Source organism: Bartonella phoceensis, assembly GCF_902825145.1.
Classification (GTDB): Bacteria; Pseudomonadota; Alphaproteobacteria; order Rhizobiales; family Rhizobiaceae; genus Bartonella; species Bartonella phoceensis.
Map to the genome: position 1 here is coordinate 314,299 of NZ_CADEAD010000002.1, position 22,344 is coordinate 336,642.

Annotated in this window: 15 protein-coding genes; 11 read left to right on the plus strand and 4 right to left on the minus strand. The window is 39.0% G+C overall.

Translation table 11 applies throughout. The features are described 5' to 3' along the window. Positions 1–90: 90 nt before the first annotated feature. Positions 91–678 (plus strand): transglycosylase SLT domain-containing protein, encoded by a 588-nt coding sequence (locus tag J7R07_RS03545; RefSeq protein ID WP_208435558.1) that lies wholly within the window; start codon positions 91–93, stop codon positions 676–678. A gap of 538 nt (positions 679–1,216) precedes the next feature. Here J7R07_RS03545 and J7R07_RS03550 read toward each other — a convergent pair. Continuing rightward, complete coding sequence (locus J7R07_RS03550; protein WP_208435559.1) at positions 1,217–1,468, minus strand: BQ00720 family protein; 252 nt, start codon at positions 1,466–1,468, stop codon at positions 1,217–1,219. 26 nt (positions 1,469–1,494) lie between these two features. After that, positions 1,495–1,926, minus strand: a complete 432-nt coding sequence (locus J7R07_RS03555) for an Hsp20 family protein (RefSeq protein WP_208435560.1) — start codon at positions 1,924–1,926, stop codon at positions 1,495–1,497. A gap of 118 nt (positions 1,927–2,044) precedes the next feature. Here J7R07_RS03555 and nth point away from each other — a divergent pair, with 118 nt between their 5' ends. The 10 genes from nth (at position 2,045) to J7R07_RS03605 (ending at position 11,800) form a co-directional block, all read left to right on the plus strand. Next, the gene (gene nth, locus J7R07_RS03560; RefSeq protein WP_208435561.1) at positions 2,045–2,785 is read left to right on the plus strand and encodes an endonuclease III; all 741 of its coding nucleotides are present in this window, start codon (positions 2,045–2,047) and stop codon (positions 2,783–2,785) included. Positions 2,786–2,955: 170 nt separating this feature from the next. Further along, positions 2,956–3,159 (plus strand): 50S ribosomal protein L35, encoded by a 204-nt coding sequence (gene rpmI / locus J7R07_RS03565; protein WP_208435562.1) that lies wholly within the window; start codon positions 2,956–2,958, stop codon positions 3,157–3,159. A gap of 33 nt (positions 3,160–3,192) precedes the next feature. Beyond that, on the plus strand, positions 3,193–3,594 hold the full coding sequence (rplT, locus tag J7R07_RS03570) for a 50S ribosomal protein L20 (protein WP_208435563.1): 402 nt from the start codon (positions 3,193–3,195) through the stop codon (positions 3,592–3,594). Positions 3,595–3,690: 96 nt separating this feature from the next. Further along, positions 3,691–4,764: a phenylalanine--tRNA ligase subunit alpha gene (pheS, locus tag J7R07_RS03575; RefSeq protein ID WP_208435564.1), complete on the plus strand. Its 1,074-nt coding sequence runs from the start codon at positions 3,691–3,693 to the stop codon at positions 4,762–4,764. A 42-nt stretch (positions 4,765–4,806) separates the two neighbouring features. Next, positions 4,807–7,221: a phenylalanine--tRNA ligase subunit beta gene (gene pheT / locus J7R07_RS03580; protein ID WP_208435565.1), complete on the plus strand. Its 2,415-nt coding sequence runs from the start codon at positions 4,807–4,809 to the stop codon at positions 7,219–7,221. A 297-nt stretch (positions 7,222–7,518) separates the two neighbouring features. After that, the gene (locus J7R07_RS03585) at positions 7,519–8,427 is read left to right on the plus strand and encodes a metal ABC transporter substrate-binding protein (protein ID WP_208435566.1); all 909 of its coding nucleotides are present in this window, start codon (positions 7,519–7,521) and stop codon (positions 8,425–8,427) included. Further along, a complete protein-coding gene (locus J7R07_RS03590) occupies positions 8,424–9,254 on the plus strand; it encodes a manganese/iron ABC transporter ATP-binding protein (RefSeq protein WP_208435567.1) in 831 nt (276 codons plus the stop codon). The genes J7R07_RS03585 and J7R07_RS03590 overlap by 4 nt, the downstream gene beginning before the upstream one ends. Continuing rightward, complete coding sequence (locus tag J7R07_RS03595) at positions 9,251–10,105, plus strand: metal ABC transporter permease (RefSeq protein WP_246464837.1); 855 nt, start codon at positions 9,251–9,253, stop codon at positions 10,103–10,105. The genes J7R07_RS03590 and J7R07_RS03595 overlap by 4 nt, the downstream gene beginning before the upstream one ends. Positions 10,106–10,112: 7 nt before the next feature. Beyond that, positions 10,113–11,018 carry a metal ABC transporter permease gene (locus J7R07_RS03600; RefSeq protein ID WP_208435568.1) on the plus strand — a complete coding sequence of 302 codons (906 nt, stop codon included), beginning with the start codon at positions 10,113–10,115 and terminating at the stop codon, positions 11,016–11,018. Positions 11,019–11,413: 395 nt separating this feature from the next. Beyond that, positions 11,414–11,800, plus strand: coding sequence for a YbaN family protein (locus J7R07_RS03605; RefSeq protein WP_208435569.1), 387 nt, complete (start codon positions 11,414–11,416; stop codon positions 11,798–11,800). Between the two features lie 380 nt (positions 11,801–12,180). Here the strand turns inward: J7R07_RS03605 and pncB are convergent, their stop codons facing one another. Then, a complete protein-coding gene (gene pncB / locus J7R07_RS03610) occupies positions 12,181–13,476 on the minus strand; it encodes a nicotinate phosphoribosyltransferase (protein ID WP_208435570.1) in 1,296 nt (431 codons plus the stop codon). A 125-nt stretch (positions 13,477–13,601) separates the two neighbouring features. After that, a complete protein-coding gene (locus tag J7R07_RS03615; protein ID WP_208435571.1) occupies positions 13,602–22,184 on the minus strand; it encodes a glycoside hydrolase family 94 protein in 8,583 nt (2,860 codons plus the stop codon). Positions 22,185–22,344 lie beyond the last annotated feature (160 nt).

A 22,344-nucleotide genomic window follows, 5' to 3' on the forward strand; every position in this document is an offset into this window, starting at 1 on the left:
CAGTATTATTGATATAGTTATACCCTTTATGGATTGGTAATGATTTTTTAGTACCCATACCTCATTATTTTAATGAGAGGAAGAAAGAATATGCGACACCTTTTGTTTTTAGGGGCATTGGTGTTTCTGCTGGAAGGTTGTGCCACAACTGTCCCGATTTATACAAACAATGCTTGTGCCGTTTTAGCTCAAAAAGACAGTTTTTTTGATAATTGGGGAAAGGCTTCTAAAAGAGCAGAAATGCGCTACGGGATTCCTATGCCTATTATTCTTGCAACCATTAATATGGAATCGAGTTTTCGTCATAATGCACGTCCTCCACGCACAAAATTGCTTGGTTTTATTCCCTGGAAGCGCCGATCGACAGCTTATGGTTATTCTCAAGCGCTTGACAGCACGTGGGCAATGTATCTCCGCTCTACAGGAAGGTCTTTTGCACGGCGTACGAATTTTGCAGATGCCGCTGATTTTGTTGCTTGGTACCATCGCCAAACTGTTCAGCGTAATGGTGTGAGGTTTGATGATGCATATAACCTTTATTTAAATTATCATATGGGGCATGGTGGGTATGCGCGCAGTAAGGAGCGAGTGAGTAGTGCACTTGTACAGGCTGCCCAGCGTATGGCAAGAATGTCTAGACAATACGATCAGCAATTAAAAGCATGTGGGCGGCGGTAGGAAAGATTATCAGAATACATGATCAAAAATTGAGTTGATTCGCAATTGGCTTAAGGACGGAATTTCTCATAAGCAGAATAAGCAGCTGTCGCTTTTTTGATCAGACAAATTACATAAATCCATATAACAGAAAATTCTTTCAATGCATTTGAGAACATAACGAAAAGGTTTTTTTCAACAAACTTTTGTGAAACAGAAAATGTAAGATTAAGAGGTAACACGTTCAATCTAAAAGATTGCTAACAGAATAATACAAAATAGCACCAATCAGAAAAGCTCTTTCTTTATAAAAGCCAAACACTAGAGTGTAAAAGTGAAAAAAGAATAGATACTACCATACAAAAAGGTTGATAACCTATACCTATAAGAGAGAGCGTGGAGTTAAGTGTGATCGCACTTTTTGATTAAAGCAGTTACAGTATCTCTGAAACTGGAATGATTTTTTTCCAATTTATTCATAAAAAACTACAATACCACACTTTCTCAGGCATGGTCGACAAAATTTGTAAGGATACCCAATGATTTTTTATGAAACAATCTAGTGTAGAGTTACAATTTGTAGCTCATGCTCATCAGCTCCTGCAAGAGCGATAGAGCGTTCATCAGATAAAATAATTGGATAACCTGTCTCACCAAAAAGAGCCCATATTGTAATGCCTGGGGTCATTGGTGGAAGATCTGGAAAGTTTTTAGCAAGATCGTCTGTACAAACTTTTTTTAAATAAGCGATCTGCCCTGCCTCAAAGTAAGACGTGTTATGCAACGACACATTTTGTTTATGCTCTCCCATTTCATTGTTCCTTTACGCCTTGATTTTTATGACTCATCACTACTGACTTTAATCGGAATCTGTTTTATTTGTTTTTTTGATTTTGGTTGATGTAGATTAATTGATAAAAGACCATTTTTCAACTCGGCATTTGTAACGTGTATTCCTTCAGCGAGAACAAAGGTCCGTTGGAATTGGCGAGCCGCTATCCCATGATACAGATATTGGTGATTTTGATTGTCTGTTTGCTTGCCATGAATGATCAGTTGATTGTCATCGAGCAAGATGTTGAGATTATTGACTTTAAATCCAGCAACTGCCAAAGTTATGCGTATATGGTTTGCATTGTTGTTTTTGTGTAAACGCTCAATATTATAAGCTGGATAAGTTTCATCAGCTTTACCAATACGTCGCAGTATTTTTTCTACCGTTTCAAATCCTAAAAGAAAGGGATTGGAGAAAGGCGTCACATGTGTCATTGTGAAATTCCTCTTCAAAGCGGTTTTGTTTGACCAAGCTCTTAAAAAGTGTTTGCTGCATTCCCCTCATATGGCGAGTGTGGATGATAACTTCAAGAGAGCAGATAGAGAGAGTTCAATGACTCAAAAAGCAATAAAATTGTTAAAGACGCAAGAATCTTCTGGAATATTGTATGCAGAAGATGAAATTGAAGAAATATTTCGCCGTTTTTCTGTTCAACGTCCGATACCTAAGAGTGATCTTTTCTATACCAATGTTTTTACTCTTTTGGTTGCGGTTGTTCTTTCGGCTCAGGCAACAGATACGAGTGTTAATAAAGCAACACAAGAATTATTTCGCCTCGCGGATCAACCAGAAAAGATGGTAGCATTAGGAGAAGAAGAGATTGCACGTTACATTCGTACGATTGGTCTTTGGCGTGCTAAAGCGCGTAATGTTTATGCGCTTTGTAGCTTTTTAATTGATCACTATGGCGGTAAAGTGCCTAATACGCGTGAAGCACTTATGGCCCTTCCTGGAGTGGGGCGTAAAACGGCGAATGTTGTTTTGAATGTTGCTTTTGGTCATCTTACACTGGCAGTAGATACGCATATTTTCCGCCTGGGGAACCGTCTTGGTTTAGCACCTGGCAAAACACCAGAAATTGTCGAAGAAAAGTTGCTCAAGATTATACCGATCCATTATCTTCGTCATGCGCATCATTGGCTCATTTTGCATGGGCGTTATATTTGTCAAGCGCGTAAAGCACAATGTACACGATGTATTATTGCTGATCTCTGTAAAGCAACAATCAAAACAAATGCAATTCCAGCGCCTTTGGTTGAAGTTCAAGGCAATGGAGCTCCCATTTTTTTTTGATACACTCTTGCTATTTTCTGTATACTAGCTTATGAGAAAGCTGTTAGAACCGCCCGGCAGGGCATGCCGTGGCTGTTTAAATGCTTGTTCAAGCGTCGGTCCGCTTGAGTCAGTAAATTCTCTTTAATAAATTAAAGTTGTTAATGAATGAAATTGTATGGAGTAGCAAAATGCCCAAGATGAAGACCAAATCATCCGCTAAAAAGCGGTTTAAAATCACTGCGTCAGGCAAAGTTAAGGTTGCAGCTGCCGGTAAACGTCATGGTATGATTAAACGTTCGAATAAATTTATTCGCGATGCACGTGGAACAATGCTTTTGTGTGAACAAGATGCCAGAAAAGTTATGCACTATTATTTGCCGAATGGTTTTTAAATCTGACGCTTTTGATTTTTAGGAGAGTATTACATGGCACGTGTAAAAAGAGGTGTGACAGCGCACGCTAAACACAAAAAAGTTCTGAAACAGGCTGAGGGTTTTTACGGTCGGCGTAAAAATACCGTTCGTGCAGCAAAGGCGGCGGTAGATCGTTCAAAACAGTATTCTTATCGTGATCGCAAAAATAGAAAGCGTAATTTCCGCGCTTTGTGGATTCAGAGAATTAATGCGGCTGTTCGCGCAGAGGGCTTAACTTATGGGCGCTTTATTGATGGTTTATCGAAAGCGGGTATCGAGGTTGATCGTAAAGTTCTTTCAGATATAGCGATTCACGAAAAGGCAGCATTTTCTGCTTTAGTTTCTTCTGCAAAGAAGGCTTTGGAATATCTGAAAAACACAACGCCTAATGCTTTTGAAGGCGCTGTCAAATAAGCCAGTCGTGTTTCTTAAAGCATTTATTTATTCGGGTTCCCGTACTGGTTTATTGCTAGTGCGGGTTTTTTCTATTCAAGAAAAGTAGGCAAAGATATGAGAGACATTGAGCGTCTGGAACAAGAAATTTGTTTAGCTTTAGAGGCAGCTAGTGATGAACAGGCACTTGAAATAGTGCGTATTGCGGCATTAGGCAAAAAAGGCAGCATATCTGAAAAATTAAAGGCATTAGGAAAAATGGATGCTGAAGAGCGCCAAAAAGTCGGACCAGTTCTTAATGGGATAAAAAATCGCATTTTAGAATTATGGACGCAAAAGCGTGATCTTCTGAAATGCCAGGCAATGAATGCACGCCTTTCTCGTGAGGCGGTTGATATAACTCTACCTGTACGTTCTTCACCTGTAGAACGAGGGCGCATTCATCCTGTCTCACAGGTTATTGAAGAAATTATAGCCATTTATACAAAAATGGGTTTTTCCCTTGCAGAGGGACCAGATATTGAAACGGATTATTATAATTTTACGGCATTGAATTTTCCTGAGGGTCATCCAGCGCGCGAAATGCATGATACTTTCTTTTTTGATGTTGATGACGCAGGAAAGCGAAAATTATTACGTACCCATACATCTCCTGTACAAATTCGTACGATGGAAAAACAAAAAGCACCAATACGTATCATTATTCCTGGAAAAACGTATCGTATGGATTCGGATGCAACACATTCACCTATGTTTCATCAGGTAGAAGGTCTTGTAATTGATAAAACCTCTACCATTGCCCATATGATGTGGCTCCATGAGACTTTTTGTAAAGCTTTTTTTGAAGTTCCTTCAGTAAAGATGCGTTTTCGTCCCTCTTTTTTTCCTTTCACTGAACCGTCTATGGAAGTGGATATCCAATGTGATCGTTCTGGATCAGAGGTAAAGTTCGGGGAAGGAGAGGGTTGGTTAGAAATCTTAGGATGTGGAATGGTACATCCTCATGTATTAAAGAATGTTGGTTTAGATCCCAATGAATATCAAGGTTTCGCGTGGGGCATGGGCATTGATCGCATTGCCATGTTGAAATATGGTATGCCTGATTTACGCGCCTTTTTTGACGCTGATTTGCGTTGGTTAAATCATTATGGTTTTCGCTGTTTTGATATGCCTGCTTTTTTTCCGGCTTAAGCAATGTGTGATCTTATCACAGTTTTCATATGAGGTTTTAAAATGAAATTTACATTGTCGTGGATAAAAGATCACTTAGAAACAGATGCATCTTTGGATGAAATTTGTGATAAACTAACGGCGATAGGCCTTGAGGTTGATCATGTTGATGACCGTTCTTCTTTAAAAGGTTTTGTCATTGCAAAAGTTTTAACGGCAGTAAAACACCCTGATGCAGATAAACTTCAGATTTTGTCGGTAGATACGGGGGCTGGTATACCTCTGCAAGTTATTTGTGGGGCACCAAATGCACGCGCTGGGCTTATTGGTGTTCTTGCATTACCTGGCACTTATGTACCTGGACTTGACGTAACGCTATCGGTAGGTAAAATTCGTGGTATTGAAAGTTTTGGAATGATGTGTTCACAAGCAGAGCTTGAACTATCAAGTGAGCATGATGGAATTATTGAACTTCCAGAAGATGCACCTATTGGAAGTTCATTTATAGCTTATGCAGGTTTAGATGATCCGATCATTGATATTGGTTTGACTCCTAATCGTTCTGATTGCACGGGTGTTCGTGGTATTGCCCGTGATCTTGTTGCCGCTGGAATTGGACAATTAAAAGAATTATCCTTACCACAATTTGACACTTCTTTTGAAACATCGCTTGATGTTTCTTTAGATTTTGCACAAAGCGCGCCATTATGTTTAGGTTTTGCTTGGCGTGAGGTACGAAATGTTCAAAATGGGCCATCTCCACAATGGATACAACAGCGTTTAAGTGCAATTGGTTTGAGACCGATTAATGCCCTGGTTGATATGACCAATTACATAAGTTTTGATCTTGGTCGTCCACTTCATGTTTTTGATGCAGATAAAATTAAAGGCAATTTGTATGTACGTTGTGCTCGTGAAGGTGAACAGCTTCACGCACTAAACGGAAAAATCTATAATTTGGGTGTTAAAGATTGTGTCATTGCCGATGAAGAGGGGATTATTTCAATTGCCGGTATCATGGGTGGTGAGAGAACAAGCTGTAATGAGACGACGCGTCGCGTTATTATTGAGTCAGCACTTTGGGACGCAAAGAGCATTGCACAGACGGGGCGTTCATTAGGCCTTATCAGTGATTCTCGTTATCGATTCGAGCGGGGTGTTGATCCAGCTTTTATGAAAACCGGTCTTGAAATTGCAACAGAATTGTCTTTACGCTTTTGCGGTGGTGAAGTGTCAAAAACGAGAATCGTTGGTTATCATCAACCAGAAGTCAAACAGATTGTATTTCCTTTTTCTGAAATTCAACGTTTAACATATTTGCAAATAGAGCGTGAACAAGTCGTGGCGATTTTAACAAAGCTTGGGTTTTGTGTTGAAGGAGAAGGAGATATTGTTACGGTTCAAGTACCGACATGGCGCCCTGATATTGCCGGTAAAGCTGATTTAGTGGAAGAGGTGATGAGGATTTATGGGTTGGATAAAATTGAGCCTATTCCATTGGAAAGTTTTGCAGAGGGAACCAGTCAAATTTTAACAGATTTACGGTTTCGTTCACGTATCACACGTTTGGCTTTGGCGCATCGCGGTATGAAGGAGGTGGTAACCTGGTCTTTTATTTCGGAAAAACAGGCGTTAGCTTTTGGAGGCGGCCAAGCACAGCTTCAATTAGTCAATCCTATTTCTGCTGATATGTCGGTTATGCGTCCTTCTCTTTTACCCGGTTTGCTGATGGCGGCACAGCGAAATGCGGATCGTGGTTTTCTAGATCTTGCTTTGTTTGAGGTTTCCAGCATCTACGAGGGCGATACTCCTGATAAGCAGAAACATGTTGCGGGCGGTATTCGTCGTGGAACAGAACAGTTTGAAGGGGCTGGGCGCTTTTGGAATGCAAATGCGGCAGCAGTTGATGTTTTTGATGCAAAAGCAGATGCATTAGCTGTTTTAGAAGCATGCGGCGTAGATATTGACAGAGTTCAAATTGAAGCTGGAGCACCTGATTGGTATCATCCTGGTCGTTCGGGCGTCATAAAGCTTGGATCGAAGATTATTCTTGGTTTTTTTGGCGTTTTTCATCCCGCTACATTGGAAAAATTAGATGTCAGTGGACCTGTATGTGGTTTTGAAGTTTTTCTTGATCAAATTCCAGAGTCAAAGAAAAAAGCAATCAAAAGTCGCTCTCCATTGAAAGTATCCCCTTTTCAAATGGTGCGGCGTGATTTTGCATTTGTAGTTGATAAAAAAGTTGCCTCCTCTCTTATTGTACGTGCTGCAAGTGGAGCGGATAAAAAACTTATTCATTCCGTACAGATTTTTGATGTTTTTGAAGATCCCAGCCTTGGTGAAGATAAAAAATCTGTTGCGATTGAAGTTGCTATTCAGCCCATGGAACGGACTCTCACGGATGAAGATTTAGAAGTGCTTACCTTAAAGATAGTGGAAAATGTCACGAAGCAGACAGACGCCTGTTTGCGCTGCTGAATATTCTTATCTTCTCTTGGATTATTTTACAAAAAGGGAGCATTTTTATGTGCTCCCTTATTTTTTTGCCATTTAAGAGCCATAGAGTTTTTTGAAAGAAAATTATACCACAGTAGTGCTCTTTAAGTCATAAGTCTTTTTCAAGGTGAGAAAGAATATTTTCAACATTTTTAAAATTTATTTTTTCTCATAATCCTTCATTGCCAATATGAAAGATAACTGTTAATGCTAAATGGTAATGCAAATCATTCGCAATAAATAGGGGAAACTATGAAAGAAAGAGAAGATCGAATATTAATGAACATAAAAACATTGTTTACCATAGTTTTGGGGAGTATTATTTTTTTTACACCCAATTTTGCTTTGTGTGCTGGTAAGTTTAAAGCTGTTACAACATTCACCATCATTGCTGATATGGCGCGGAATGTAGCAGGTGAAGCTGCTGATGTTGAATCAATCACAAAACCAGGTGCTGAAATTCACGAATATCAACCTACACCTCGTGATCTTATGCGCGCGCAGGGAGCAGATCTTATATTGTGGAATGGGTTAGAGTTGGAGCTTTGGTTTGAAAAGTTTTTTCAAAATATCAAGGATGTTCCAAGTGTCGTTGTGTCAGAAGGCGTTGTACCAATTAAAATTGGTGAAGGTCCCTTTAGTGGTAAGCCAAATCCCCATGCATGGATGTCACCGATCTCTGCTCTAATTTACATTGATAATATTCGTGATGCTTTTGTAAAATACGATCCTGAACATGCTGCTATTTATAAAGAAAATGCCGAAATTTATAAGCAGAAGATTCGTGCAACAATTGAACCCATCAGGGCTGAATTGGCAGCGGTTCCTCAAGACAAACGTTGGCTTGTAACGAGTGAGGGTGCATTTAGCTATTTGGCGCGTGATTTTGACCTGAAAGAACTTTATTTATGGCCAATTAATGCTGATCAGCAAGGGACACCGCAGCAGGTTAAGCATGTTATTGATATTGTTCGTAAACACAATATTCATGCAGTTTTTTCTGAAAGCACTATTTCTCCGGCACCTGCTAAACAAGTTGCGAAAGAAACAGGGGCTAAATACGGTGGTGTTCTTTATGTTGATTCTTTAAGTGAGGAGAATGGTGAGGTCCCAACCTACATCGATTTATTACGTGTCACAAGCGAGCGCATTAGTAATGCCTTATTAGAGGGAGTAAAAGGCCAATGACGAAATCTGGGATATTTGCTCAAGAGGTAACTGTAACTTATCGTAATGGGCACACAGCTTTACGCGAAGTAAATTTTGAGAGCCCAACAGGTTCTATTACAGCGTTGGTAGGCGTAAATGGATCAGGCAAATCGACATTATTCAAAGCTATTATGGGGTTTGTGCGTCCTTCAAAAGGAAAAATTCGCATTTTTGATTTGCCTGTTGACACGGCTTTGAAGCAAAATCTTATTGCTTATGTTCCTCAGAGTGAAGATGTTGATTGGAATTTTCCTGTTCTGGTTGAAGATGTTGTTTTGATGGGACGCTATGGTCACATGAATTTCTTTCGTTATGCACGGGCACGGGATTATGAAGCTGTACGTGTTGCATTAGAACGTGTTGATATGTTGGCATTTGCCAAGCGTCAAATTGGTGAACTTTCTGGTGGGCAGAAGAAGCGTGTTTTCCTAGCACGTGCTCTTGCACAGCAGGCAAAAGCTATTTTATTAGATGAGCCATTTACAGGGGTTGATGTCACAACAGAAGATAAAATTATTGCTTTGTTACAAGATCTTCGTAAAGAAGGGGCTGTGATATTAGTTTCTACGCACAATTTGGGTTCTGTTCGTGAATTTTGTGATCACACGGTTTTAATAAAGGGCACAGTTTTGGATTCTGGGTTAACTGAAACTGTCTTTACAAAAGAAAATCTTGAGAAAACTTTTGGTGGTGCTTTGCATCATCATATTTTTGATCTTCAAGATGCAAAAAAAAATGAGGTTTTCATGGGGAAACAACAGTCTGGAATGCGTGAGAATATTCAAAGAATGGAGCATGTCGCATGATTTCTTGGTTGCTTGAACCACTGAGCTATCAATATATGGTTAATGCGATGTGGGTTTCGGGATTAGTTGGATGTGTTTGTGCTTTTCTTTCCGCTTTTTTGATGTTAAAAGGCTGGTCGCTCATTGGTGATGCGCTTTCTCATTCGATTGTTCCTGGTGTAGCAGGCGCTTATCTTTTAGGATTACCTTTTTCGCTTGGAGCTTTTTTTTCTGGTGGCCTTGCAGCAGCAGCGATGCTGTTTTTTAACCACCGGACAAAACTGAAAGAAGATACCATTATTGGTCTCATTTTTTCTTCTTTTTTTGCTTTTGGATTATTTCTTAAATCATTAAAACCTATGGCTGTTAATATTGATACGATTGTGTTAGGAAATATTTTAGCAGTCAGTTCATCAGATATTATACAATTAGCTTTTATTGGTTTTTTTTCTTTGCTTTTATTGCTTTTGAAATGGAAAGATCTCCTCGTTTCTTTATTTGATGAAACGCACGCGCGTGCTATTGGATTAAATGTAAAGTTTTTAAAAATTCTTTTTTTCACACTGCTTGCCGCTTGTACTGTTGCCGCTATGCAAACCGTGGGAGCGTTCTTGGTTATTTGTCTTGTTGTGACACCTGGAGCAACAGCCTATCTTTTAAGTGACCGTTTTGTGAATGTTCTGGTTATTGCAGTGGTGATTGGGACATTCACAAGCGTGTTAGGTGTTTATGTGAGTTATTTTTTGAATGCGCAAACAGGTGGTGTTGTTGTACTTTTTCAAGCATTTCTGTTTATTTTAGCTTTTATTTTTGCTCCTAAACACGGTTTTATTATTGCACGTTTACGTATCAATGCAGCAAAAAAAGTATGATGTTATTATGATTGATCAATTACTACTTCCTTTTCAGTTTTCTTTTATGCTTAAGGGCATGCTTATTGTTATGATCCTTTCTATTCCAATGGCGATGCTTTCTTGTTTTCTTATTTTGAAAGGATGGGCACTTTTAGGAGATGCAATTTCTCACGCGGTTTTTCCTGGTGTTGTTGTCGGCTATATGACAACGCCATTGGTGATAACATTTTTGGCTTCTTTGCCATTTGCTTGGTTTCAGCATATGCGTCCAGAGAATATTACAATGTCTTTGATTGCTTGTGGAGCTTTTATTGCCGGTATGATTTGTTCTCTCCTGACCGGTTTTTTAGGGAGCAATAGCCGTATCAAACAAGATACGGTAATGGGTGTTGTTTTTTCATCGATGTTTGGTTTAGGACTTGTTTTGGCAACTTCTATTTATAGTAGCCTTGATTTAAATCATATTCTGTTTGGTAATCTCTTAGGGGTTAATTGGCTTGATATTACGCAGACAGCGGTTATTTCTGCTATTGTTACTTTTATTATAGTTGCAAAATGGCGTGATTTTATGCTGTATATTTTTGATTCTGTTCAAGGTCGTGCAATGGGATTACGAATATCTGTTCTCCACTATACTCTTTTAACGATGATTTCTCTTACAATCGTTGCAGCTTTAAAGGCTGTCGGTATTGTTCTTGTTATTTCTTTATTGATAGCGCCAGGAGCAATTGCTTATCTTATCACGAACCGGTTTTCTTTTATGTTGGTAATTGCTGTGTTTGTTGCAGCTTTTTCTGGTTTTTTAGGAATTTATCTAAGCTTATTTGTTGGTTCTGATTCTGCTTCCACAATTGTGTTGATTTTAACGCTAATTTTTATGGCTATTTTTATATCGATTTTCTTTCGTCAGATCAGGGTTCAAAAAATCTAAGTATACCAATTTATGCATATCAGCCATACATTTTTATGAGTTGTCTCTCATGTTTGTTTTAACTAGAAAGCACGCTGCTAGACTGTTTTCCTCCTAATGTCTAGCGGATGGGTGCAGTATGTATTCTCCCCCCCCAACGCTGCATTCGTAGTTAAAAGGCTGTATTGATTTATTCTGCAGCCTTTTTGTTTTCGGTTTACTTAAAAGTTTATGCTGTTTCCTTGAAAAATTTTAAATGATCATCATATTGCGTAAGCTGTTTTGCACTTTAGAAAAATTATCACAAGAAATGTGTTTATGAACAAAATAGATATTGGAGAATAATTGTGTGTTAAAGCGTTTGAAAAGTAGAAGAATACATAATGGTCTTATCGAGAGGAAAATAGTGATAAAGGATGAAAAAAGATTTTAAGACATCTCACTTTTGGCGTATTGGTACTGCTATAGTAGGATGGATAATGGTTGGATTGGGTATTGTTGGTGTTATGTTACCTATTCTGCCAACAGTACCGTTTTTATTGGTCGCTTCATGGTGTTTTGCTCGTTCATCACCACATTTTCATCGTTGGTTGAATAATCACCGCATTTTTGGCCCGCCTATTAAGCAATGGGAAGAAAAGAGAGCTATTTCCACATTTGTTAAAGTTCTTGCGGTGGTGAGTATGGCCGGTGGTTTTTTATCCTTTATGGTAATAGCACATCCTGCTTTGTGGTTTGCGTTGTTCGTTGCTGCTATTTTGCTATTTATTGCCGTTTATATTGTGACACGCCCATCTCCATAATGGCGGAAATAAAAGGCTTTATGAGCTTAATGTCTTTTTATCTTGGCTTTTTTGTAAAAATGATCGACAAAGATTTTTATCTGCGAAATTTAGAGAAACGATCACAGATCAAGGATGTATAAGATAATAAGTTTTTTAGAATAATTCATGAGATAAAATGATATATTCGTAAAACAATCTTATGCGTCGAGAGAACTGTGTGCAAGCATCTTAATAAATATTCGTAAAGTCGCTTTGATGGGCAATGATAAACCACCTTCATAGAGAGACGATATTTCTGTTAATGCATAAAAGAAATGCACATATAGCTGATCCGTCAGTAACGCATTTTACAGCCTATTTGTCTTTAATTTTGCATAAATGAGCTTATAGTCAAGTCTTTATGGGTCTAACAAGTGTTCTTCATTACCAAAAAAGTTGAGATAGCGTTGTATTTCTTGTGGGTCCCCAACAGTTTTTTCAGGATTATCTGAAAGTTTTACGGCCGGTTTACCGTTTGCATGAGTGGCTTTACAAACAAGGGAAAGAGCATCAAAGGTTGCAATTTTTTGGGGTGCACAGCCTGCAAAATCGTTGGTAAGATCTGTTCCCCACCCAAAACTCATACGGACTCTTCCGTGGAAGTGATGGTAGGTTTTTTCAATTGTATCGACATCAAGAGCATCAGAAAAAATCAATAATTTTTCGCGCGGATCTTTTCCTTTTTCTTTCCACCATTGAAGAATACGCTCGCCACCTTTGATGGGTGGAGCACTGTCAGGTCTAAAACCTGTCCAATCAGCTACCCAATCTGGTGCATTGCGTAAAAATGCTTCTGTACCAAAGGTATCAGGTAAAACAATGAGAAGATTTCCACCATAATATCGGCTCCAATCTTGTAGAACTTTATAAGGTGCTTTGCGCAATTGATTATCATTATTGGCGAGAGCAGCAATGACCATGGGCAATTCATGTGCATTTGTACCAAGAGCTTCTAAATCTGTATCCATGGCGAGAAGAACATTGGAAGTCCCGGTAAAAGAGTCGCCAATACCTTCTTTTAATGCTTCAACACACCAGCGTTGCCATAAAAAAGAATGACGACGCCTTGTACCAAAATCAGATATTTTAATATCAGGCAATTTTTTAAGACGTTCAACTTTACTCCACATTTTTGCTTTAGCACGTGCATAAAGCACATCGAGAGCAAAACGATCCAAGTTTTTCATAGCAGCACGTGAACGTAATTCACTGATGATAGCAAGAGCGGGAATTTCCCACATGGAGCTATGGGCCCATGGGCCATGGAAATGAAGAATATATTGGCCGTCTTTGCGGGTAAGTTCATATTCTGGTAGTTGAAAATTCTCAAGCCAATGAAGAAAATCTGGCTTGAAGATTTGTTTACGTCCATAAAATGTATTACCGGCAAGCCATATCATTTCTTTTTTCGTAAAACGCAGACTGAGAGCGTGATCAAGTTGGGCACGCAACTCACCTTCATCAATATCATCGGTAAGACGTATTGTTTTGGTGCGGTTTATGAGAGAAAAAGTAACATTCACATTGGGATAAAGTCCCCAAATCATCTGTACCATAAGAAGCTTATAAAAATCTGTATCAAGTAGTGAACGAATAATGGGATCAAGTTTCCAGGTATGATTGTAAACACGTCTCGCGATATCTGGGTGATTCATAACCCTCTTTCTTTCAATCTTGTAGAATCTAAAATTATTGTGCACTAACACGATCAATATAGGGACTGCAGAAACTATAACAATTCTAAGATTTTGGGCAAGAATAAAAAATCTTGTTATATTTTCTACTGTGAGGATTGAAGAATACGTATAATTTCATGTTTTCCCGTTTTTTGTAATTGTATTCCTGCATGAACTTTTGCATATTTCTTACCATCAATACTGAGCGTATTTTCAGAGCCCCATTTCACTTTAATGGTATAAAGAGCATCATGAAATTTCATTTTTGCTTCATATTCGGGCCATGAAGAAGGCAAATGTGGATGTAAAAATAACCGATCAGCTTGACGATTAATCCCAAGAATGGCTTGTGTTGCGGCGCGATAAAACCATCCTGCCGATCCTGTATACCATGTCCAACCGCCTTGTCCACGCCGTGGTTCAGTGGCGTAAATATCTGCAGCTATAACATAAGGTTCAACACGATAAATTGCAGGATCTTGCCCATGGGTGATTGGGTTGATCATGGAAAATAAAGCATAAGCTTTATCGCTTTTACCCATTTGTGCAAGCGCTAAAATACTCCAAATTGCTCCATGCGTGTATTGACCACCATTTTCTCGAATTCCTGGAGGGTAACCTTTTATATAACCGGGTTCGAGAGTAGTTTTATCAAAAGGCGGCCAGAAAAGACGTAAAAGCCCTCCTTTTTCATCATAAAGATGCTCAAGCATTGATGCTATTGCTTGTTTTTGACGCTTAAGCGGTGCCATTTGAGAAATGACAGCCCAAGATTGAGCAATACTATCAATTTGACATTCATCATTTATTTTAGAGCCAAGGGGCGTTCCATCATCAAAATAACCGCGTCGATACCAAGCACCGTCCCAACCATTTTTTTCTAAGGCTTTTTTCAAACGTTCAAGATAGGCAGTCCATATTTCTATACGGGTGTTGTCACTACGTTTTTTTGCAAGGGGGATAAATGCCTGTAATGTGGAGCCAAGGAACCATCCTAACCAAGTGCTTTCACCCTTTCCTTGTACACCTACTAAATTCATGCCATCATTCCAGTCACCACCTAAAATAAGGGGGAGTCCATGTTGTCCACAGTGTTTGATGGCAAGATCTAAAGCTAAAGCACAATGTTCATAAACTGTGGCGACCTTTGAGGATTGTGTGGGCCTGAAATAAGCATCGTGTTGTTGTGCCGTAAGGGAGATTCCTTCAATAAAAGCAATTAGAGTGTCAAGAAGTGTGTCGTCGCCAGTTGTGTTGACATAAAGCGCTGTTCCATACGCAAGCCAAACAATGTCATCAGAAATACGTGTGCGAATACCTGCATTGGTGTCAGGCAACCACCAATGCTGTACATCGCCCTCAGGGAATTGATGTGCCGCAGCATTTAACAATTGTTCACGCGCCAGCTGTGGTTCTAATAATAATAGAGACAAGCTGTCTTGCAATTGGTCGCGGAAGCCAAAGGCACCACTGGCTTGATAAAAAGCTGCACGTGCCATCATTCGGCAAGCATAGATTTGATAAGGGAGCCAATGATTGACCATAATATCAAAAGAGGGATCAGGTGTTTTAACTTGGAATGGAGAAACAAAATCACTCCATTGCTGTTTTTGTTTTGTGAGCAGAGTTTCAAAATCATTTGTACGGACTTGATCCAGTAATTTTTCAGCTTCTTGCCTATTTTCTGCACTGCCAAGATAGAAAATAATTTCTTTTATTTGCCCTGGTTGAAGATCAATATCATAGGCAAATGCTGAACAAGGATCACATCCTGCTTCAACTGTATTTGAAAGAGCATAAGCTTTACGGATTGCATGAGGATATATAACTGTTCCCGTTGTACCGATAAACTCAGTGCGATCAGTAGTCATGCTGGTTGGCATTTCAGAAGCTGATAAGAATGTCACCTGTTGAGAGTTTTCGAGATGATAAGGATTTTGAATAAAATGTGCGCCACGTTTGACGTCATAAGAGGGAAGTATAAAGGGTGCATATTTTGTGCGGACATTGCCCAAAACCCATTCAACATAATTATAAAGGCGTAAACTGTGTGGTTTTTCCCCTTCATTTTTGAGGATGAGACGTGAAAGACGAACAGGATTTCCTGGATCTAACGTATGGGTTAGTTCTAAGGTGATCTCTGAATGTGTGGATTTAAAGGTTGAGAATCCAAAACCATGGCAAACCTCATAGACAACGTTTTTATCACATTCAATAGCAGAAACAGGAGAAAAACGTTTTAAAGATAGGCGGTCTACAATATAGAGTGCTTCCCCTGGACGGTTAGAAACAGGATCATTACTCCAAGGGGTTAATTGATAATCGCGGCTATTGTTCGCCCAAGTAAAAAGTGCACCTTCAGCAGAGACATGGAAGCCAAAGTTTTTATTAGCAATGACGTTAATCCACGGGTGTGGTGTGGTGGTGTGTCCATGAAGACGGATCACATAATAGTTGTTGTGATTAAATCCGCCATAACCATTCCAATATTGTAGGTCTTTTCCCTCAATAGGGAGAGGAGAAGTTTTCTTTTGACTGATAAGACCAATAGAAGAAAAAAGACTTCGTTCAGTTTGTGTTGTGCTTTGTCTTTCTTTGCTATGTTTTTGGTAGTTTGATTTATAATGGGACTCTTGATTACTCTCACGCGTTGCTAAATCGAAATCACTCCTATCAAGCCGTTTGAGTTGTTCAGATAAAGACCCGTTTTGAGCGTGAAGAACAATACGGGCTGATGCAAGAAGTGTCTTAAAACTCTGTTCATTCATCTGATCACGCCGAAGCGTAAAAATATGTTGGCATTCATCTGTGTTATGCATGTGGGGGCGATAGGATTCACAAACCCATTCAATCGCATGTTGTGTATTTTGTATATAAGAAGATGCTTGTTCATTGAGAATGACCAGATCAACAATGAGACCACGCATACGCCAATATTCATGTGCTTTAAGCAGCTCTCGCAAGACAGTTATGTCTTCTTCATGATCTAACCTGAGAAGACAGATTGGAGTGTCTCCTGAAATTGACATTGGCCAAAGATCGGATTGTTGACCAAGAGTTTTAGCTAAGTTTTTTGCAGGAAGACGCCATGTTCGGTCAGGATATATAAGTGGTGTTGCATACTTTTGATAGATAATAGCTTTTTTAAGGTCAATACCACTTTGATACAGCGAGACTTGTGAACGTGTCCATGCCATTGAAAATTCTTGCTGGAATATATTAGGCTGTCGGTAATGTTTAAGATGATTGAGTAGTGTTTCTTTTGCATGTGCAGCAAAAGTCCAAAAAATGAGTTCAACTTTTTCATGTGCTGGAACTTTTACACGGCATCGCAGTGAGATAATCGGATCAAGAACGCAACCCTGGCTGTTGCTAAAACGGGCATTTTGATCAAATGCTGCAGGTCGGTGAATAGAACGCCCCCGACCAATAAACAGCGAACGGTCAGTTTCAGCTTCTGTTTCTTGGAGTGCTCCCGTTGTATTGCTGACAAAATGGACAATGTAAATCTCAGGATCATTAGGCGAGCCTTTACGCCTTTTAGCAAAAATTATTTTTCCTTCCTCAGCAATTTCTGTCTCTATAAACATACGTGAAAAAACAGGATGTGCACTATCCGAGTCCATGGTGGCGAGTGCAAGTTCACCATAAGAAGTTACTTCAATGAGACGATCTTTATGTGTTGTATTCATAAGTTGAATACGTCTGCCTTCGCCACACCCTTCAGATGCAATAAGACACTCAAGTGTTGATTGAATGCCATCAACCATTTTTGTATATTCAGCTTTTTCATCTGTAAAAATACAGACTGCCTCTTCTTCAACGACGCGTGTTGGTTCAGCAGTAATAGACCACCAACGCCCATTATGTGTATCACGTAGAAAGAATAAAATACCTTGTTGATCTTCTGTTGCATCAGGAATAAAGCGCGTAATCGCATAATCATGCCAACGGCTGTAGCCAGAACCACTGGCTGACAACATTGTAGAATAGGAACCATTGGATAAGAGCAAAGTAGCACGTTGTTTAAGCAGCGGGTTTTTTATAATACGCAAAGGGGCATCATCAAATTCCTGAGAATTATAACGTATACGATGAACAATTTTGTTCTGAATGATGGGAATTTGATGCGGCGCTCTTTCCTGTAATAACAATTGTACAGCTTCAATGATTGGATCACGATGAAAGCGATCACGCATCCGCCCTTGAAAAATAACATTGTTGATAGCGAGAATAGACATGCCATGATGGTGTGCATAATAATTACGTACAACAGCATATTTTTCTCCTACCTTCACCCGTGAAGGGGTAAAGTCAATAGAATCATAATAACCATATGTTCCTAAAGCTCCAAGATTACGCAGCCACTTTAAGTTTATTACCGCTTTGTGAGGTGCATATTGTGCCGCTAGAAGACTGGCATAGGGGGCAACAACAGCATTGCGTGAAAGACCGCGTTGAAGGCCAAGGCTTGGAACACCAAAATTGGCATATTGGTAATTCATTAAGTGATCACGAGCATTGAATGCAGCTTCTGAAATACCCCATGGTAATCCTCGTTTGTGGGCATATTCTATTTGAAGACGAATAATCAGACGATGTGTTTGGTCCAGGAGAGATCCTAAAGGTTCGTACATAACAAGAGATGGCATGAGGTATTCAAACATGGATCCAGACCATGATAAGAGTGCACCTTTCCAACCAATAGGAACGAGGAGCCGACCAAGATGGAACCAATGCTTAATTTTGATATCTCCTTTTGCTATGGCAAAAAGACTTGTAAGGCGTGCTTCTGAAGCGAGCAGGTCATAACAACTTTCATCAAGTTTATTTTCTTGAACACGATATCCAATAGATAAGAGATGTCGTTCAGGCTGTTCTAGAAAGTCAAATTTCATACTAAAAGCTATTTGCCGCGCTCTTATAGCTAAGGTATTTAATTGTTTGCGTAATTTTTCGCTGTCATAGTTGCTTGTAGCATCGTGATGATGAGCATTACAGGTTTCTAAAAGACATTGAGCCCAGGAAAGAGCACGAGCAGATTCTACCGTTTGAATTTTTTCATTCAGTTCATTTGTCGAATGCACAATATCACGGGCAATGAGCGAAAGGTTAGTGGTATAAAAAGTGTTTTTATCTGATTTTTCTACAAAAGCACTGAGGGAGCGATGAAAATTTATGATATGCTCTTCGATTTGGTGACGTAAAGGATGTAAATTATGTTCATCATTTGGAATTTCTTTAATTGTTTCGACAAAAAGAGTATGAACATCAGATAAGCCTTCTCGATCCCCATGAAACAATACATGGGTTTTTTCAGCCCATTCACTCAAGGCTGAAGAAAGTGTTACCAAATGGCCGGCAAGATTTCCTGAATCAACGGTTGACACATAGGTAGGCAAAAGAGGTTTAAGTGTATCTGTTGCATACCAATTGTAGAAGTGTCCACGGAATTTTTCCATTTTTATAAGAGAGTTTAATGTACATTCAATGCGTGTTAGAGTCTCTTGAAAACTAATCCAGCCAAAGTCACGCGCAGCTATAACAGAGAGAAGATAAACTCCAATATTGGTAGGGGATGTGCGATGAGTAATAAGAGGTTCAGGATCTTCTTGAAAATTATCAGGTGGTAAATAATTGCTTTGCGCATTAACAAAGGTTGCATAATAAAGCCATGTTCGTCGTGCAATAGATCTTAGTGTTTTTTTATCCTCAGAAGATATGTCAAGGGTATCTTGAAACGTTGAAGGTTGGCTAACAAACCACGCTATTAAGGGTGAAAAAAGCCAGATGAGCCCAAAGGGTAAAGCAATATAATCTGCGAAAATATCAGAAAAGAGAGACAGTGCTATGGCAAGAATACCCATGAGTGATGCTGGCCACATTGTGAGGATATAGCAGCCAAGACTATTGGGAATCGATTTTGTTGCGGCGGAAGTTTTCCATTCAAGCAGATGTTGTTTTGAAATTATCATGCGATAAAGCGTGCGGATAATGGCATCTGTCATAAAATAAGCTGAATGAGCAAGAAATGTAATTTTAAGAAATATATTTGCACTGGTAAGAATAATTTTGTTCAAAATGAATTGGATGTATTGACGCAAGGAAGAGTCAAGATGAGATGAAAAAAAAGTTTGTAAGATGCCTAAAATTGGTGAAACGAAGAGACTAAGTAGCAAGAGTGTTTGCCAGATGATCGCTGTTTTTAATGGTAAAAAAGTCCATCCCGTTATTGCTGCGATCAACCACATAAGCGGGGTGAGAGAACGACGCAGATTATCTTGTATTTTCCAACGTGTTGTGGAGTTAATTTGATGGGGGGAGAAAAGATAAGGCAAGAGTTGCCAATCACCGCGAATCCAACGATGGTGACGTGCAACATCAACATTATAGGCTATTGGATAATCCTCAATTACTTCTACAGTACTTACCAATGCCGTGCGTGCATATCCTCCCTCCAAGAGGTCATGACTAAGAACAGTATTGTCTTTAATTTTACCATCAAGTGCTTGTTGAAATGCATCAATATGGTAAAGACCTTTACCAATAAAAGTTCCTTCTCCCAAAAGGTCTTGATAAGTGTCAGAAACAGCAAAAACATAAGGATCAATTCCACGATTAGTAGAAAAAATTCGTTGCAGAATTGATGTTTCTTTTCCTGTTGTAAGAGAAGATGTAATACGAGGTTGTAAAATACTATAGCCTTTCACAACTTTCCTATTGTGTGGATCAAAAACCGGGTAGTTGAGCGGATGATTAAGTTTTCCAACGAGTTTTGTGATACTTTCAGGGGTAAGCCGTGTATCTGCATCGAGAGTCATAACAAAACGGCAATCCATAGGAAGATGTGGATTTGGTGGGTAAAAGCTTGTATTTTTATTACCTCTTAATAAAAGATTAAGTTCATGAAGTTTGCCCCGCTTTCGCTCCCATCCCATCCAGCATTTTTCGCTGAAATTATAATGGCGTCGACGGTGTAAAAGGAAAAAGAGAGGAATATCATCACGATGATAACGGTGATTGAGTTTATCAATACTTTTTTGTGCATAACGCAAGAGATCAAGATCATCTTGCGTTTGTTCGAAGAGAGAATCCACCCAATCCGTAATGAGGGCGAAGTGAATGGCACCTTTGGGATTGGAAAGATAATGGACTTCAAGATTATGCACTTGCTCATCAATATAATCACGTGATGTGATTAAAGTAGGTACGGCAACCATTGTGCGTGCATGTCCCGGAATACCTTTTTTATATTCATAACCAATAAGTTGTTTTGGTGGAATAAACCATGAAACAACAGTATTGAAGCAGGCAAAGGCAGCATCCATAGCAGGAAAAATTGCCAATGCGGTAAAGAGAAGTGACATCCAAGGAATGATGTTGGATCTTTGTAAAAAGGCATAGATGGCAAACAAAAAAGCAAGTGTTAGAAAAGAGACCGGAATTGCAATGATTTTTATCTTTAGGCAGGAAAGGGACCGTGCCCATTTTATGAGTAGAGGTGGTGTGTATCCACAAGCTTTTTCAAATGCAAAACGCCCATCATCGACAAGATGCCATCCAACAGACAAATTATTATGATGAAAAATCTCTTTAGAAGAAGGATTCGCCATTTCTATAGCTTTTTGTGCAATTTCCAATTCACTAAGAGGTGAAAGACGTGCAATTTTTTCGATGACTTGTCGATAGATATTGCGTGAATGAGAATCAATTTCGGAAAAGTCACTATTTTCACGCAAAATAGAATCTACAGAACTGACAGTTTCAAACCATACTGTCCAATCAACATCCTCAATAGCTTTAAGGGAACGAATAATATTACCCATAGTTACACCATCTGCTGCTTGGCGGGTATGTTCATCAGCTGTTACAATTTCTAAACTACTACTCTGGCTTTGTAGTTGCTTTTCAAGCCAAGTTAACGCGGTTGTTGAGTCAACAGATGCGCTACGCAGACGATAGAATAAAAGAGCTGAAAAGGTTGGATCAGCAGTGAATGATTCATATTGTGTGAAAAGAGTATGGAGTTTTGTTTCATTTTCCGCGAGAGAGATTTTATCAGCTGCTTTATGAGCAAGATGACGCATATACCGTGTTTGTTCAATACGCTGTGAAATACGACAAACATTTTCAATGAGTAGCATTTGCATAACAGAAGGCAGAGCCCATAATTCACCAATTTTAAGGGCACAAACTTCTTGAAATCCATTGATGAGAGCTGTGAGTGTTTTTTGTGAGAAATTGCTATCAGTATGTGCAATATAAAGCCAAGCTAGAGCGAAGATACGTGGTATGCCTGCCTTTTGTTTATAAAGGGGAAGTTGCTTGATAAAAGACTTAGATAAATTACGACGTAGCTGTTGTATAGTTTTGTCAATGGTATAATGATTATCAAGCAGCCATTGGGCAGATGGTGCAATAGTTTCGTCATTCCGAGTGGCTATATCACAGGTATGAAAGGCATGGAGGATAAGTTTAGCATTTTCACTTAATCTTTTATGAAAATTATTTTCCCCTTTGTATTCTGGAAGTAATATGTCTTTTTGAGAAGCTATATCATGGCCTAATGTATAAAGTTCATCTTGCGATTTATAATGTGAGCGAAGAGGAAAATTGGTTTTAGTAAGATGAAGTGTTTTTATTTGTTGAGAAAAAAAACACTTCATGAAAGGTATTGTGAATGCCATAATATTCTAATTGCTATTCAATTATATAGTTTCTTTATGTTTAAGTTTAAGAGGCTATAAGCAGTTTGTCTTAATAATGAGCAGTTAATAGGAAAAAAATAAACTTTTTATTTTCTTTTAAAAGTATTTACAATTTTTAATGAGAAAATTGAAAAAATAA